A 13,729-nucleotide genomic window follows, 5' to 3' on the forward strand; every position below is an offset into this window, starting at 1 on the left:
GGTGGCTAAGGAAGACGTCATTGAGGTCGAAGGAACGGTTATAGAGCCGTTGCCGAATGCCATGTTCAAGGTGGAGCTGGAGAACGGTCATCAAATTCTCGCACACGTTTCCGGCAAGCTCAGAATGCATTTTATTCGCATCCTGACTGGAGACAAAGTGGTAATACAGTTATCGCCTTATGATTTATCAAGAGGGCGCATCACCTATCGTAAGTAGTCCTTTGAGACTCGCTTACGAAAGATTCGGGAGGTAATCACAATGAAGGTCAGACCTTCGGTAAAGCCGATCTGCGAAAAATGCAAAGTCATTCGTCGCAAAGGCAACGTTATGGTGATTTGTGAAAATCCGAAACACAAACAAAAACAAGGATAGAAGGAGGGGAATATAGCCTATGGCACGTATATCTGGTGTGGACTTGCCGCGTGATAAACGCGTCGAAATTGCCCTGACGTACATTTTCGGTATTGGTAAAACAACATCGCAAAGAATTTTGAAAGAATCCGAAGTGAGTTTTGATACTCGCGTTCGTGACCTTACAGAAGACGAATTGGCTCGCTTGCGTGAAGCAATCGATAAATCAGTTCGAGTGGAAGGCGACCTACGTCGTGAAATTTCACTAAACATCAAACGTTTGACTGAAATCGGATGCTATCGCGGTCTTCGTCACCGTCGTGGTCTACCTGTTCGCGGTCAACGTACGAAAACAAATGCTCGTACACGCAAAGGTCCTCGTCGGACTGTAGCTAACAAGAAGAAATAAGAAAGGGGGATAATGGACAATGGCTAAACCAAAAAAAGTCGTTCGTACGAAACGTCGCGACCGGAAAAATATTGAGACTGGCGTTGCGCACATTCGCTCAACGTTCAACAATACGATCGTTACGATCACGGATCCGCACGGAAATGCTATTTCATGGGCAAGCTCTGGTAACATGGGTTTCAAAGGCTCACGTAAGAGCACGCCGTTCGCAGCTCAATTGGCTGCTGAAACTGCAGCGAAAGCTGCTATGGAGCATGGCATGAGAACAGTCGAAGTGATGGTAAAAGGACCAGGCGCTGGCCGTGAAGCAGCAATACGCTCGCTTCAAGCTGCTGGATTGGAAGTTAACCTCATTAAAGACGTAACACCAGTTCCTCATAATGGATGCCGTCCTCCGAAACGTCGTCGCGTATAGTTAGATCAGCTGTGGTATCAAATATCAACAACTTGTGAATAATGGTTGTGAAGGTTTGGCATACTACAAGATTTGACATAATTAACGGTAAGGTAACGGAGAGCGACGTTTGAAGGAGGGTACTATTAGTGATTGAGATCGAAAAGCCGAAAATCGAAACCGTAGATTTGAACGACGAAGGAACTTACGGACGTTTCGTCGTCGAACCGCTGGAACGCGGCTACGGCACAACTCTTGGAAATTCGCTTCGCCGAATTTTGTTGTCGTCTTTGCCGGGTGCGGCAGTAACCTCGGTTCAAATCGACGGAGTGTTACATGAGTTCTCTACGGTTCCCGGAGTGATTGAGGATGTTACCGAAATCATTCTGAACCTGAAAGGCCTCTCGTTGAAAATCCACTCTGATGAAGAAAAAGTGTTGGAAATCGACGCGGAAGGCGAAGGGAATATTACAGCGGGCGACATTCGAGCTGATAGCGATGTCGAGATTTTAAGCCCTGATCTTCACATCGCAACCTTGGCCTCCGGCGCGCGGCTCCATATGCGGGTATTTGCTAATCGGGGACGTGGTTACGTGCAAGCGGACCGCAACAAGAAAGACGAACAACCGATTGGGGTAATACCTGTCGATTCGATCTACACACCAATTACTCGTGTTAATTACAGCGTAGAAAATACTCGCGTCGGTCAAGTAACAAACTATGACAAGTTAACGCTTGAAGTTTGGACTGATGGCAGTATTAGACCGGAAGAGGCTGTAAGCCTCGGCGCTAAAATTTTGACCGAGCATTTGGATTTGTTTGTCGGATTGACCGATGAAGCCAAAGACGCGGAAATAATGGTTGAGAAGGAAGAAGATAAGAAAGAGAAAGTTCTAGAGATGACGATCGAGGAACTTGACCTTTCCGTCCGTTCTTACAACTGCTTGAAACGCGCTGGCATCAATACCGTTCAAGAGCTGATCACGAAATCCGAAGAGGACATGATGAAGGTTCGTAACTTGGGCCGTAAATCCCTTGAGGAAGTACAAGAAAAGCTTGAAGAACTCGGTTTGGGCCTTCGCATGGAAGAGTAGTAACCAACTAGTGAAGACAAAAGAGCAAGGGAGGGGAAAACAAGATGGCATATCAAAAATTAGGACGTGACGCTAGTGCACGGAAAGCTTTGTTCCGTGACCTCGTTACAGACTTGTTCCTTTATGAGCGTATTCAAACGACTGAAGCTAAAGCGAAAGAAGTTCGTTCTATCGCTGAGAAATTGATCACTAAAGCTAAGCAAGGTGATCTTCATGCTCGTCGTCAAGTAGCTGCTTATGTTCGTCGCGAAACAGTAGACGGACAACAAGACGCTATTCAAAAGCTATTCTCCGAACTGGCTACCCGTTACTCGGAACGTGCTGGCGGATACACGCGTATTTTGAAACTAGGACCCCGTCGCGGCGACGCTGCGCCAATGGTTTACTTAGAACTAGTTGATCGTGCGTAATTGATCCAACATACGAGAAACGTACAAATCGTCCTTTTTTAAGGACGATGCCGTTTCACGTTAATATATAAGCATGTCCACAGCGTTAAACCTTGATCATGCTTGTATGAAGAGAAAAGGGTGGACCCTTGCGGCCACCTTTTTTTATTGGAAAGATTCAGAGGAAGCTCTTTAATACCATCATTCAACTACAAGCATGTCAAATCTGCGGTGAATACGGCAAATGGGGACGTTAGTTCGCAGAAGCACATCTTATTATGTCATATTAATGGCTATATGGGATGTAAGTATGCAGTATTGCATACTCAGAGGCATATTCTTACTGCCCTTGTAAAATGGCAGAAGAGAACGAAATAGCGCAGTAGCGCAAACGTAGAAGCATGATAGTAGAAGCGACCTTTATACCGCATTAGCGGCTCTTGAGGGCTTAGTACCGCATTAGCGGAGGCTATGCTTTATGGTCTTAATCCCCTGGTAACGGTGAGAGAACATATTGTAGCGCGGATCATAATTGCAAAGCGTGTCCTTAACGCCGTGTGAGCGGCTGGAGAGGACGTAAGCAGCTTGTATGTTGATAGGTGTCAAGGAGCATTCATAAGCTTGAAAACAAACATTCCGAGGCAATAGGGGGATGGTGAAATATGCGCAATATTTGCGTCAAAGTGAGCTATGACGGAGCTGGTTTCAACGGGTTTCAAACGCAGCCGTATGGCAGAACGGTTCAAAACGAAATTGAGAAGGCATTAAAGAAGCTGACGGGAGAGTCAATTCTAATAATTGGCTCTGGACGTACGGATGCTGGTGTGCATGCGCACGGTCAAGTATTTAACTTCTACACAGAGTCGACAATACCGACAGAACGTTGGGCAATTGCGTTAAACACACGATTGCCGAAGGATATTGTTATTATTGAAGCACTCGAGGTGCCGGAGCACTTTCATGCGAGACGATCTGCAAAACGAAAAACGTATCGATACACGATTGATACTGGGAAATTTCCTGATGTGTTCGGTCGCCAATACCGCTTTCATCATCCGACTCCACTGGATGTTAATGCGATGAGTGAAGGGATTCAATGCTTGGTCGGCGAGCATGATTTTTCTTCATTCACATCGATTCATTCAACGAAGCCTCATCATGTACGTTCAATCTATGAAGCTTATTTCGTACAAGAGGGACCCATTGTCCATATGTACGTTACAGGCAACGGTTTTCTGTATAATATGGTCCGTGTCATTATGGGAACTTTACTGTGGGTAGGCGAAGGCAAGCTTGCTTCGTCAGAAGTGAAAACTATATTAGAAGGCCGTAATCGGTCTTTGGCTGGACCTACTGCAATGCCGCATGGATTAATGTTATTGAGTGTTGAATATTCCAGTGGTTAGCTGTAATAAAAGCGGATAATCCACTTGCACTTAGCAATTATTTATAGTAGAATATAACTTGTGCTTTCGAAGTGGCTAACCCACAGCCCCGACTTTGATTGTCACAGACTTGGCGAACTACAATGAACTAACAAACCAACGTTTACGTTGTTATAAAAACGATTAATGTATGAAATTAAGGAGGATCATCCATGCGTACCACTTATATGGCTAAGTCAAATGAAGTTGAGCGTAAATGGTTCGTCGTTGATGCGGAAGGTAAAACACTAGGCCGTTTGGCTAGTGAAGTAGCTGCCCTAATTCGCGGCAAGCACAAACCTACATTTACACCTCATGTTGATACAGGCGATTTCGTCGTTGTTATCAACGCTGAGAAAATTCATTTGACAGGTAAGAAATTCACTGACAAAATGTACTACCGTCACTCGATGTATACAGGTGGTTTGAAAGTTACACCTGCTAACGAGATGATCAAAAACAAACCAGAGCGCGTTATCGAATTCGCGGTACACGGTATGTTGCCTAAGAACCGTCTTGGTAACAAAATGAAGCTTAAACTTAAAGTATACGCAGGTGCGGAACATCCACATCAAGCACAAAACCCTGAAGTTTACGAACTTCGCGGGTAATAAAGAGGAGGACAAGTTTCATGGCTCAAGTTCAATACTATGGAACCGGTCGTCGTAAACACTCTGTTGCACGTGTACGTCTTGTGCCGGGTGAAGGACGAATCATTATTAACAAACGCGACCTTAATGAATATTTCGGTTTAGAAACGCTTAAACTGATTGTAAAACAACCGCTTAACCTTACTGATACATTGTCAAACTACGATGTACTAGTAATCGCTAACGGTGGCGGTATGTCCGGCCAAGCCGGCGCTATTCGTCATGGTATTTCACGCGCTCTGCTTAAAGCAGATCCTGAATTCCGTCCAGCTCTAAAACGTGCAGGCTTCCTGACACGTGATCCGCGTATGAAAGAACGTAAAAAATACGGTCTTAAAGCGGCTCGTCGCGCTCCACAATTCTCGAAACGTTAATTTATACGACAAATGCCTTCTCTGTTTATCAGAGAAGGCATTTTTTTGTGCTTTTTTAAATATAAGAAAGTATAAGTTTTATCATACACTCGTCTTATATTTCAACGTGAAACGAGTTTATGCCGCCAAAGATGGCGAAAACCGTTTGCACTAGTAAAAACAAAAACTTTATTTCATTTTGGTGTGAACTGGTTATTGAACTTACGGGATTTAGGTCGTATAATTTAAATACAGACTAAACCAATAGGAATTAATGACGGAGGGTATGACAATGAACCTTTTTGAGAAAGAAGCATTAGTTAAGCAAAAGGCAGAAGAGCTAGAGAATGCATCGCCGGAAGAGATTTTGGCTTATGCAGTTGAAGCATTTCCTAATATTACGTTTGCATGCAGTTTTGGTGCAGAGGATGTAGTTCTTGTCGATATGCTCCAAAAGGTGAGCCCGAAAACAGATATTTTCTATTTAGATACAGATTTTCATTTTAAAGAGACCTATGAGACTCGTGATCTTATGGTGGAAAGATACCCTGGAATTCCGTTTGTTAAAGTTAGTCCTGAAATTACGCCTGAAGAGCAAGCTGCACAATTTGGAGAAGAGTTATGGAAATCCGATGCTAATGCTTGCTGTAACATTCGTAAAGTGAAACCTCTTACAAACATCTTGTCGAAGTACGAAGCTTGGATTACAGGTATACGTCGTGATCAAGCGCCTACGCGTGCAAATTCTAAAAAAGTTGAATATGATACAAAGTTTGGTCTAATTAAATTCAATCCGATCGCTCACTGGACTACTGAGGATGTTTGGAAATATATACGTGATAATAATGTAATTTATAACCCATTGCACGATCAAAACTACCCGAGCATAGGCTGTGAGCAATGTACTCGAAAAGTTATGCCAGGAGAAGACCCGCGCGCTGGACGTTGGGCTGGTCAAGAAAAAACAGAATGCGGACTGCATAAATAGGGAGGAAATAAAAAGTTATGACTCAAATTCCACCGCATGGCGGCGTACTGGTTAACCGTGTCGCTAATGGCGTTCATCGTGAAGCATTATTGAATGAAGCAAAGTCTCTGCCATCTATTTCAATTAATACATGGACTATATCTGATTTGGATTTAATAGCAGTAGGTGCTTTTTCTCCGCTCACAGGCTTTATGGTCGAAGCGGACTACCGTTCAGTTGTTGAAAGCATGCGTCTAGCGAATGGAACGGTCTGGAGCATACCTATTACACTTGCTGTAGAAGCAGCGAGAGCAGCTGAATTTGCAGTTGGACAACGTGCAGCTTTGATCGGTGAGGATGGCATTATCTATGCTGTGATTGATATTGACAGCATCTATACAGTTGATCATACGCTTGAAGCGATTAAGGTGTTCAAAACTGATGATCTAGCACATCCAGGTGTTGAAAAGCTGTTCGAACGTTCTACAACTCATATTGGCGGGGATATTACCGTTTTGAATCGTCCGCAGCCAGAGAAGTTTGAAGAGTTTTATTTTGAACCATCGGAAACGCGTCGTATTTTTGCAGAAAAAGGTTGGAAAACGATTGTAGGCTTCCAAACACGCAACCCCGTTCACCGAGCGCATGAGTATATTCAAAAAACAGCAATGGAAATAGTCGATGCTTTATTTCTAAATCCGCTTGTTGGTGAAACGAAATCCGATGATGTGCCGGCAAACGTGCGCATGACTTCATACCTTGCTTTATTGGAAAATTACTATCCAAAAGATCGCGTGTTTCTTGGTGTATTCCCAGCAGCTATGCGTTATGCAGGTCCTCGTGAAGCGATCTTCCATGCCATTGTTCGTAAAAACTATGGCTGTACACACTTTATAGTTGGTCGTGATCATGCTGGTGTAGGTGATTATTATGGTACTTATGAAGCACAGGATCTTCTGAAAACCATTCCTGTAGAGGATCTTGGCATTACGCCGCTCTATTTTGAACATAGCTTCTTCTGCAAAAAATGCGGCAATATGGGTACGACTAAAACATGTCCGCACGATAAAGAGCATCATTTGACACTTTCCGGTACTAAGGTTCGCGCATTGCTGCGTGACGGGATTTGCCCGCCTCCGGAATTCTCGCGTCCTGAGGTTGCGAAAATACTTATTGAAGGTATGTCTGAGCAGCCTGTTGTCTAAAAACTTTTAATTTTTCATAATCGACCGCCTCGTCCCATATAAATGAAAGTGAGCATAAGGCTTATCCTAATGGGTAAGACATAGCTTATTCATTTAGATGGAGGACGAGGTGGTTTTTTTATGCGCCGAATCAGTCGGCATGTTGTTATTTGGATGACGTATAAAGGGGCAATTCGAATAGGTATTGGTTTGCTCATCATTACGCTTACCGGAATTTTGCTTGGAAAAAGCATGCCAACTAATGAAACGTGGTCCTACTGGACAATGCCGCTCTCTGGTAAGACGATTGCTATAGATGCAGGGCATGGGGGAGCGGATGGTGGCGCGGTCAGTAAGCAAGGCGTAATTGAGAAAGATTTAAATTTAGCGATTGCTCTATATTTGCGTGATTATTTACAGCAAGCAGGGGCTGTCGTTATTATGACACGTGAAGGGGATTATGATTTGGCTACAGGGGATTCGCGTGCATACAGCAAGCGGAAGACTGAGGATTTAAAAAAGCGCGTAGCCTTCATTAACCAAAATAAGCCGTCTGCTGTGATCAGTATCCATATGAACAGTATACCTTCAGCGAAATGGTCGGGAGCACAGACTTTTTATCAGCAGGGAAATCACCCTGACAACTTAACTCTGGCGACCTTCATACAAGATGAGATTAAGCGTAATCTCGAAAATACGAATCGTGTTGCGAATACAGCAAAGGGTGTGTACCTGCTTAAGACGTTGACGGATATCCCAACCGCACTTGTTGAGGTTGGATTTTTGTCCAACCCAGGTGAGGCACAACGGCTTGCTGATACCGAATACCAACGTAAGGTTGCCGCATCAATCTATCAGGGCATACTCAGGTATGGCTCGGGTGAGAAGCTAAGTGGAAGTACGCTGCAGGAAGATGAACCTGTGTTATAATGAATAATGATTATTGTTTAGCTTTCATCATAAAAAGGTGGGATTGTTATCATGATAGCACGTGAGCAAGTAATAGAGGCCGTCGATTCTGTGACGGCAAAATATAGCGCGGAAAATGTAGTCATCCGCGATGTTATGGTTAAGGACCGTCAGGTTTCCATGACGGTCCTTGGGGTTAGCGCGGCTGCGCAGCCCGCGCTCGAAGCCTCGCTCCGCGAGGCACTGGCGCACCTCGGCGCCGAAACCGTGCATTGCCGGTTTCGTGACGAGGCTGCGCCTGTCGCAGGCGCTGCTGCGCAGCCTGCGGCAGCTAAAGCGCCGGCCGCGGCTAGAGCCGGTGCCGGCAAAGCTGGCGGGCCCGCACCTGTGCAGGGGCACGGTGCCGGGCTTGCTAACCCGCTGCTGGATCCTAGCAGCGGAGTGCAGTTCATCGCCATCGCCAGCGGCAAAGGCGGCGTAGGCAAATCAACGGTGACCGTCAATTTAGCGGTCGCCTTAGCCCGCAAGGGCAAGCGCGTCGGAATCATTGACGCTGACATCTACGGCTTTAGCGTGCCCGATATGATGGGCATCGAGGAGCGTCCGGATGTCGTCAATGAACGTGTTATTCCAATAGAGAAATTCGGCGTTAAAGTGATGTCGATGGGCTTCTTCGTCGAAGACAACAGCCCGATCGTATGGCGCGGACCGATGCTTGGCAAAATGCTCCGCAACTTCTTTCAAGAAATTGAATGGGGCGAGCTGGACTACTTATTGCTGGATTTGCCGCCAGGTACAGGTGATGTAGCACTTGACGTACATCAGATCATTCCACAAAGCAAAGAAATTATCGTTACTACACCGCATGCGACTGCTGCATTTGTAGCTGCAAGAGCAGGGGCGATGGCGATTAAGACAGAGCATGAAATTATCGGTGTCGTGGAAAATATGTCCTATTACGTATCTGCTGCAACAGGGGAGAAGGAATATGTATTTGGACGCGGAGGCGGCGCTCGTCTTGCAGAGACGCTGAATTCCGAGCTGCTTGCACAAATCCCGCTTGGCGCACCGGATAATCATATATCTGAACCTGATTTTGCACCGTCCGTCTATAATGCCGACTCAGAGACGGGTAAACTGTATCTGGAGCTAGCGGATCGTGTCTTAAGTAAATATACAAATTAATTATTAATCAATTAAAAAGGCCCGAACATTTGTTTTCTGATGCATTGTAAATGCTTCATTGGACAAGTTGTTCGGGCTTTTGTTTTTTGTTTGCTTAAAAATAACTCTATAAGAATACGCTAACCTTATTCTCCGCTAGCATCTCCGCTTGCTTCTCCACTTGCTTCTTCACTTTTCTGTTCTTCATCATCCGATGCCTTTTCTGAATCTTCTTCTTTCTTCTTATCCACTTTTTCATCAGGAGGAGGCTTAAGCTCATCTTGTACAGCTTTCTTCATAAGATCAAGAACTTCTAGCCGGAACAAAGGATTTTGCATCGATTCCTGCATTAAGGACATTACTTGCTTGCGATACTGCGTGCTTTGCAGCACCTCGAGAATCATTTTATCCATTTCCGGTGTTTTAAGCACTTTAACTAATTCAGACTGATAACCAGGATCTTTAATTAGCTCTTTATGAATATCTTTATTTTGTTTATTAATTGCTTTTGCGAATTCTCCTGCAAAGCGAGTGTCCGTCATTAGCTTCTTAATGACCTTGTCGTAATCAGGAGAAATAAGCACATCCTTAACCGCTAATCGAACTTCTTCTTGATCTTGAATAGATAACAGCTTCGACGTCTGACCGCTATAGCCGGCTAGCTGTTGTGAGGATTGCTGAAGCGCCTTTTGAGCATCTTCTGTTTTCAAAATATCAATGACCATCGTTTTCATATCCTTATAACTGGTTTGCTGACCGCCACCCCCGCCTGAGGGCTCAGCACCACAGCTTGTTAATACGACTGCCATTGCTGCTATGAGCGAAATAAAAGCCCATCTAATGCGCATATATTCTTTAGCTCCTTCCTAAGTCAGCACATCTATGTTCAATTAGTCAGACAAATCATCTGAAAAATGTTGATCTGTTATGTTATTATGCGCATTGTTCACCGTATTATCATGGAGAGCAATTAGCTTTTTGTTGTGAACGTGGTAAAATAAAGGGTATTGTGGAAGCAAGCTTCAACTTCAACTTTCAGGAGGAAAATGAACGTGAATTTAAAAAAGTGGTTCTTTTTATTTTGGAGCACTATGGCGGTAGGGGCGGTAGTCTGTGTGATTGCCGGTGCAATTATGCAATGGACAGATCCATCCTTTGGATTTTTGGGATTAAAAGCCGCTGGATTTAATGCATTAATGATGGCTATGGTAGGCCTGATGATTGGCGCATTTAGTCAAATGGGCTTCTTTGCTTACTTATCACTAAACTATATTGCACTTAGCGTATTTGGCAAAAAATATTTATGGAACACGCTTCAAGGCTACACAACCTTATTTGCGGTTGCAGGCTTAGGTTATCTGTTGTTTGAGCAACGAGTAAACAATTGGTTTTTCTGGGTGTTGCCGCTTGTCCTGCTGATTTTCTCTTTCCTCGTGTCGTGGTTGAAAGTGAAGCAAACGAACAAAACAGCGTTTGTTCCAACCATGTTTCTTATGTTCGTAATCACTTTCATTGAAGCTTGGCCAGCACTCCAAGGGGAAACAAATGTATCTGCCATTGTATTTATGATGATCCCATTATTCATTTGTAATGCGTACCAAATTATGATGATGCATCGAATGGCCAAAAAAGAAACAACCGACCCTGCAGCAATTGCCGCAAAGCCGGTTATATAAACATTTATTCTAAAGCGGCGGCATTGAGTTGCGGGAAGGTAGACGTAGTCTTATCCTGCACAGCTTTGCCGTCGATTTCTGTTTGAGATAGCAATGCGGATACAGTTACAAAATCATAGCCTTTTTCTCGGAGCTGATCAATAATGACGGGAAGGGCCTCATGTGTTTGTTTCACAGAATCGCTTGCATGCAGCAGAATGATATCACCAGGATGAGCTCGTGTTACGACACGGTTAATAATTTTATCCGTCCCGATATTCATCCAATCCAGTGAATCCGTATCCCATTGGATGACCTTGTATTGAAGATCATCTGCTATACGCAGTACTCTTTTGTCAAAATCCCCGTTTGGCAGCCTAATTAAATTCGGTTGTTTACCGATCATATCGGACAAGATGGAATGTGCGGTCGTAATTTGCTTGCGGATTTCTTCATCACTTAACTTGCTGTAGTTGTCATGCTTATGACCGTGACTACCGATTTCAAATCCAGCATCCAATATTTTTTTTACAATATCGGGATGAGATTTGCTCCAAGGCGATGATAAGAAGAAGGTTGCCTGTTTGACGTTCTTCTCCTTTAGCACATTAAGAATGGGTTCCGTTCGTTTATCTCCCCAGCTAATGTCGAAGGTCAGAGAGACGACCTTTTCGTCCGTTGGCACACTGTAAATAGCGGCAGGCTGCTGAGGTGCGAAGACTGTGATGTTGTCGCGCTCAGCGTATATGATGCCAACTGAAAATACAACTGCGACTGCAATTAGAAAATACCTTTTCAGCTTTCGTCCATTCAACACATAAAAGAAACTCATGAGGTAGGGCTCTCCTTTCTAATAGAAGCTTGTACAAAGATAAAAAAGTATAATGTCACGGTTTATACTCGGCTATCTTTTATCGCGCGACGAGCTTAAGGCCACCATGGAAGGCTTAAGTCATTTGCGCTTGTAGTACAATCTATGCTCGTACACAAAAGATATTCATCTATATTTAGAAACTTAAGTATTAGGAGATGATTAAATTGTTTAAACGTGCAGCTATAATAGGACATTTCAAGCAAATGAATCATTATATTGCGGTTGGTTTTGTTTTATTTTTTGCAGGGATGGTTATAGGAGGCACTAATCCAGCGTTCCATGCTTTTCTGGATAGTCAAATAGCAGGCCTAGAGCAACTGACGAATGTTATTGATCAATCCAAAAATCCAACATTGACAATGATGATCGTGATCTTTCTGAACAATGCAATCAAATCAATATTAGTTATATATGTTGGTGCGTTGCTAGGGATCGTACCTATATTGTTTCTCGTGATTAATGGAATGGTAATTGGTTACTTATTGCAAAATATTGCGGATCTACATGGGGGAGCGCATGTATTCGAAATTATCGTGAAGGGATTGCTTCCACACGGGATCATTGAGATTCCAGCGATTATTATTGCGTGTGCTTACGGATTGCGTTTTGGGGTCCTCTCTTTTAAAGGGCTAGGGTCACTATTATTCGCAAGATCGAAGCTGCCTGCCATAGGTCGTGATATTGAAACATTCCTCATTCGAAGTATTCCTGTAATGGTTATTTTAACTGTATCGTTGCTCGTTGCCTCTGTGATTGAAAGTACAATTACATTATGGTTGTTAAAAATGTAATAATTTTTCCAATATTTGAGCATAACAGTAAAGCAGTGTCGTAACGCATTTGCGTGAGACGTTGCTTTTTTGTTCGATTATAAGAATTTATAAGTGATCACTTATAAATACGAGCTTATATATCTGATAAACGAGGTTACCCCGCCGCCATTGGTGGAGACATTCGTTTACGTTTGGAAATGGGCTTAAGTAACGCTTATAATCAGCCGCGAAACGTAAGCTGTACAGCCATAATGGTGACATCAGTCGTTTGCGCTTAGTTCTAAGACGATCCATTTACGTGCTTTACATCTAAAGGAGGTCGCTCACGGCTATGCTCGGAATACTATTCAACGATAAAGAATGCAAAGAACTCGACTACGTCCTTCGCAAGGAATTAGATGAAATGTTATTGGATCTCAGTGATTCAAGATTAGACGGTGATATTAAGACAGCCATTACAAGAAGGTACAAAGTAATCTTTAGAATGTACGCCCGAATCGCCTCCCCAAAAGAGCTGTCACGATATGCGCTTAATGCCCGTTCATACAGATAAAACAACTTTTTTAAAAAAACTTTCAAAAAGGGGTTGCAATTGAACGGGCCCCTGTGATATATTATTTCTTGTCGCCGATGAGACACACGCCGACAACACGAAAAAAGATTGCTCTTTGAAAACTGAACAACGAGTATTAAACTGCCCTAAAGATCCTTATGGATCATTAGAAAAGCGATAAAAGATTGAGCAAGTCAAACACCAATTTGGAGAGTTTGATCCTGGCTCAGGACGAACGCTGGCGGCGTGCCTAATACATGCAAGTCGAGCGGATTTAGTTAAAAGCTTGCTTTTAATTAAATTAGCGGCGGACGGGTGAGTAACACGTGGGTAACCTGCCTTTAAGACTGGGATAACATTCGGAAACGGATGCTAATACCGGATAGGCGATTTGGTCGCATGATCGAATCGAGAAAGATGGAGCAATCTATCACTTAGAGATGGACCCGCGGCGCATTAGCTAGTTGGTGAGGTAACGGCTCACCAAGGCGACGATGCGTAGCCGACCTGAGAGGGTGATCGGCCACACTGGGACTGAGACACGGCCCAGACTCCTACGGGAGGCAGCAGTAGGGAATCTTCCGC

Annotated in this window: 18 protein-coding genes and 1 rRNA gene; 17 read left to right on the forward strand and 2 right to left on the reverse strand. The window is 43.8% G+C overall.

Translation table 11 applies throughout. The features are described 5' to 3' along the window. The first annotated feature begins 1 nt into the window (after position 1). The 13 genes from infA (at position 2) to AC1DWN_RS07045 (ending at position 9,310) form a co-directional block, all read left to right on the forward strand. Positions 2-217, forward strand: coding sequence for a translation initiation factor IF-1 (gene infA / locus AC1DWN_RS06985; protein ID WP_015847200.1), 216 nt, complete (start codon positions 2-4; stop codon positions 215-217). Positions 218-259: 42 nt separating this feature from the next. Then, positions 260-373 carry a 50S ribosomal protein L36 gene (rpmJ, locus tag AC1DWN_RS06990; protein ID WP_003333770.1) on the forward strand — a complete coding sequence of 38 codons (114 nt, stop codon included), beginning with the start codon at positions 260-262 and terminating at the stop codon, positions 371-373. Positions 374-392: 19 nt separating this feature from the next. Then, positions 393-761, forward strand: coding sequence for a 30S ribosomal protein S13 (gene rpsM, locus AC1DWN_RS06995; RefSeq protein ID WP_475813271.1), 369 nt, complete (start codon positions 393-395; stop codon positions 759-761). 19 nt (positions 762-780) lie between these two features. Next, positions 781-1,176 (forward strand): 30S ribosomal protein S11, encoded by a 396-nt coding sequence (gene rpsK / locus AC1DWN_RS07000; RefSeq protein ID WP_475813270.1) that lies wholly within the window; start codon positions 781-783, stop codon positions 1,174-1,176. A 128-nt stretch (positions 1,177-1,304) separates the two neighbouring features. Then, entirely contained in the window at positions 1,305-2,249 is a 945-nt protein-coding gene (locus tag AC1DWN_RS07005) for a DNA-directed RNA polymerase subunit alpha (protein ID WP_475813269.1), read from the forward strand. Positions 2,250-2,293: 44 nt separating this feature from the next. Next, positions 2,294-2,659 carry a 50S ribosomal protein L17 gene (rplQ, locus tag AC1DWN_RS07010; protein ID WP_235240408.1) on the forward strand — a complete coding sequence of 122 codons (366 nt, stop codon included), beginning with the start codon at positions 2,294-2,296 and terminating at the stop codon, positions 2,657-2,659. Between the two features lie 641 nt (positions 2,660-3,300). Then, positions 3,301-4,044, forward strand: coding sequence for a tRNA pseudouridine(38-40) synthase TruA (truA, locus tag AC1DWN_RS07015; protein ID WP_477558187.1), 744 nt, complete (start codon positions 3,301-3,303; stop codon positions 4,042-4,044). Between the two features lie 191 nt (positions 4,045-4,235). Beyond that, positions 4,236-4,673 carry a 50S ribosomal protein L13 gene (rplM, locus tag AC1DWN_RS07020; protein ID WP_477558188.1) on the forward strand — a complete coding sequence of 146 codons (438 nt, stop codon included), beginning with the start codon at positions 4,236-4,238 and terminating at the stop codon, positions 4,671-4,673. 20 nt (positions 4,674-4,693) lie between these two features. Further along, positions 4,694-5,086 (forward strand): 30S ribosomal protein S9, encoded by a 393-nt coding sequence (rpsI, locus tag AC1DWN_RS07025; protein WP_054025303.1) that lies wholly within the window; start codon positions 4,694-4,696, stop codon positions 5,084-5,086. A 271-nt stretch (positions 5,087-5,357) separates the two neighbouring features. Beyond that, positions 5,358-6,053 carry a phosphoadenylyl-sulfate reductase gene (locus AC1DWN_RS07030; RefSeq protein WP_477558189.1) on the forward strand — a complete coding sequence of 232 codons (696 nt, stop codon included), beginning with the start codon at positions 5,358-5,360 and terminating at the stop codon, positions 6,051-6,053. A 17-nt stretch (positions 6,054-6,070) separates the two neighbouring features. After that, entirely contained in the window at positions 6,071-7,237 is a 1,167-nt protein-coding gene (gene sat, locus AC1DWN_RS07035; RefSeq protein WP_477558190.1) for a sulfate adenylyltransferase, read from the forward strand. 120 nt (positions 7,238-7,357) lie between these two features. Further along, the gene (gene cwlD, locus AC1DWN_RS07040; protein ID WP_477558191.1) at positions 7,358-8,146 is read left to right on the forward strand and encodes an N-acetylmuramoyl-L-alanine amidase CwlD; all 789 of its coding nucleotides are present in this window, start codon (positions 7,358-7,360) and stop codon (positions 8,144-8,146) included. Positions 8,147-8,197: 51 nt separating this feature from the next. Then, positions 8,198-9,310 (forward strand): Mrp/NBP35 family ATP-binding protein, encoded by a 1,113-nt coding sequence (locus AC1DWN_RS07045; RefSeq protein WP_477558192.1) that lies wholly within the window; start codon positions 8,198-8,200, stop codon positions 9,308-9,310. 125 nt (positions 9,311-9,435) lie between these two features. Here the strand turns inward: AC1DWN_RS07045 and gerD are convergent, their stop codons facing one another. Next, positions 9,436-10,137, reverse strand: coding sequence for a spore germination lipoprotein GerD (gerD, locus tag AC1DWN_RS07050; protein ID WP_477558193.1), 702 nt, complete (start codon positions 10,135-10,137; stop codon positions 9,436-9,438). Positions 10,138-10,341: 204 nt separating this feature from the next. On the opposite strand from gerD, the gene AC1DWN_RS07055 reads away from it, so the two are divergent. Continuing rightward, on the forward strand, positions 10,342-10,965 hold the full coding sequence (locus AC1DWN_RS07055; RefSeq protein ID WP_477558194.1) for a KinB-signaling pathway activation protein: 624 nt from the start codon (positions 10,342-10,344) through the stop codon (positions 10,963-10,965). A 4-nt stretch (positions 10,966-10,969) separates the two neighbouring features. Here AC1DWN_RS07055 and pdaB read toward each other — a convergent pair whose 3' ends face one another. Next, positions 10,970-11,776 (reverse strand): polysaccharide deacetylase family sporulation protein PdaB, encoded by an 807-nt coding sequence (pdaB, locus tag AC1DWN_RS07060; RefSeq protein WP_477558195.1) that lies wholly within the window; start codon positions 11,774-11,776, stop codon positions 10,970-10,972. A gap of 206 nt (positions 11,777-11,982) precedes the next feature. Between pdaB and AC1DWN_RS07065 the strand changes: the two genes are divergently transcribed. From AC1DWN_RS07065 to AC1DWN_RS07075, 3 genes are all read left to right on the forward strand, one after another. Further along, positions 11,983-12,609 (forward strand): stage II sporulation protein M, encoded by a 627-nt coding sequence (locus AC1DWN_RS07065; protein WP_477558196.1) that lies wholly within the window; start codon positions 11,983-11,985, stop codon positions 12,607-12,609. A 313-nt stretch (positions 12,610-12,922) separates the two neighbouring features. Further along, positions 12,923-13,144, forward strand: coding sequence for a hypothetical protein (locus tag AC1DWN_RS07070; protein WP_475813259.1), 222 nt, complete (start codon positions 12,923-12,925; stop codon positions 13,142-13,144). Positions 13,145-13,347: 203 nt separating this feature from the next. Further along, positions 13,348-13,729 (forward strand): 16S ribosomal RNA (locus AC1DWN_RS07075); the annotation flags it as partial.

The organism is Paenibacillus sp. P4_A7 (genome assembly GCF_056402455.1).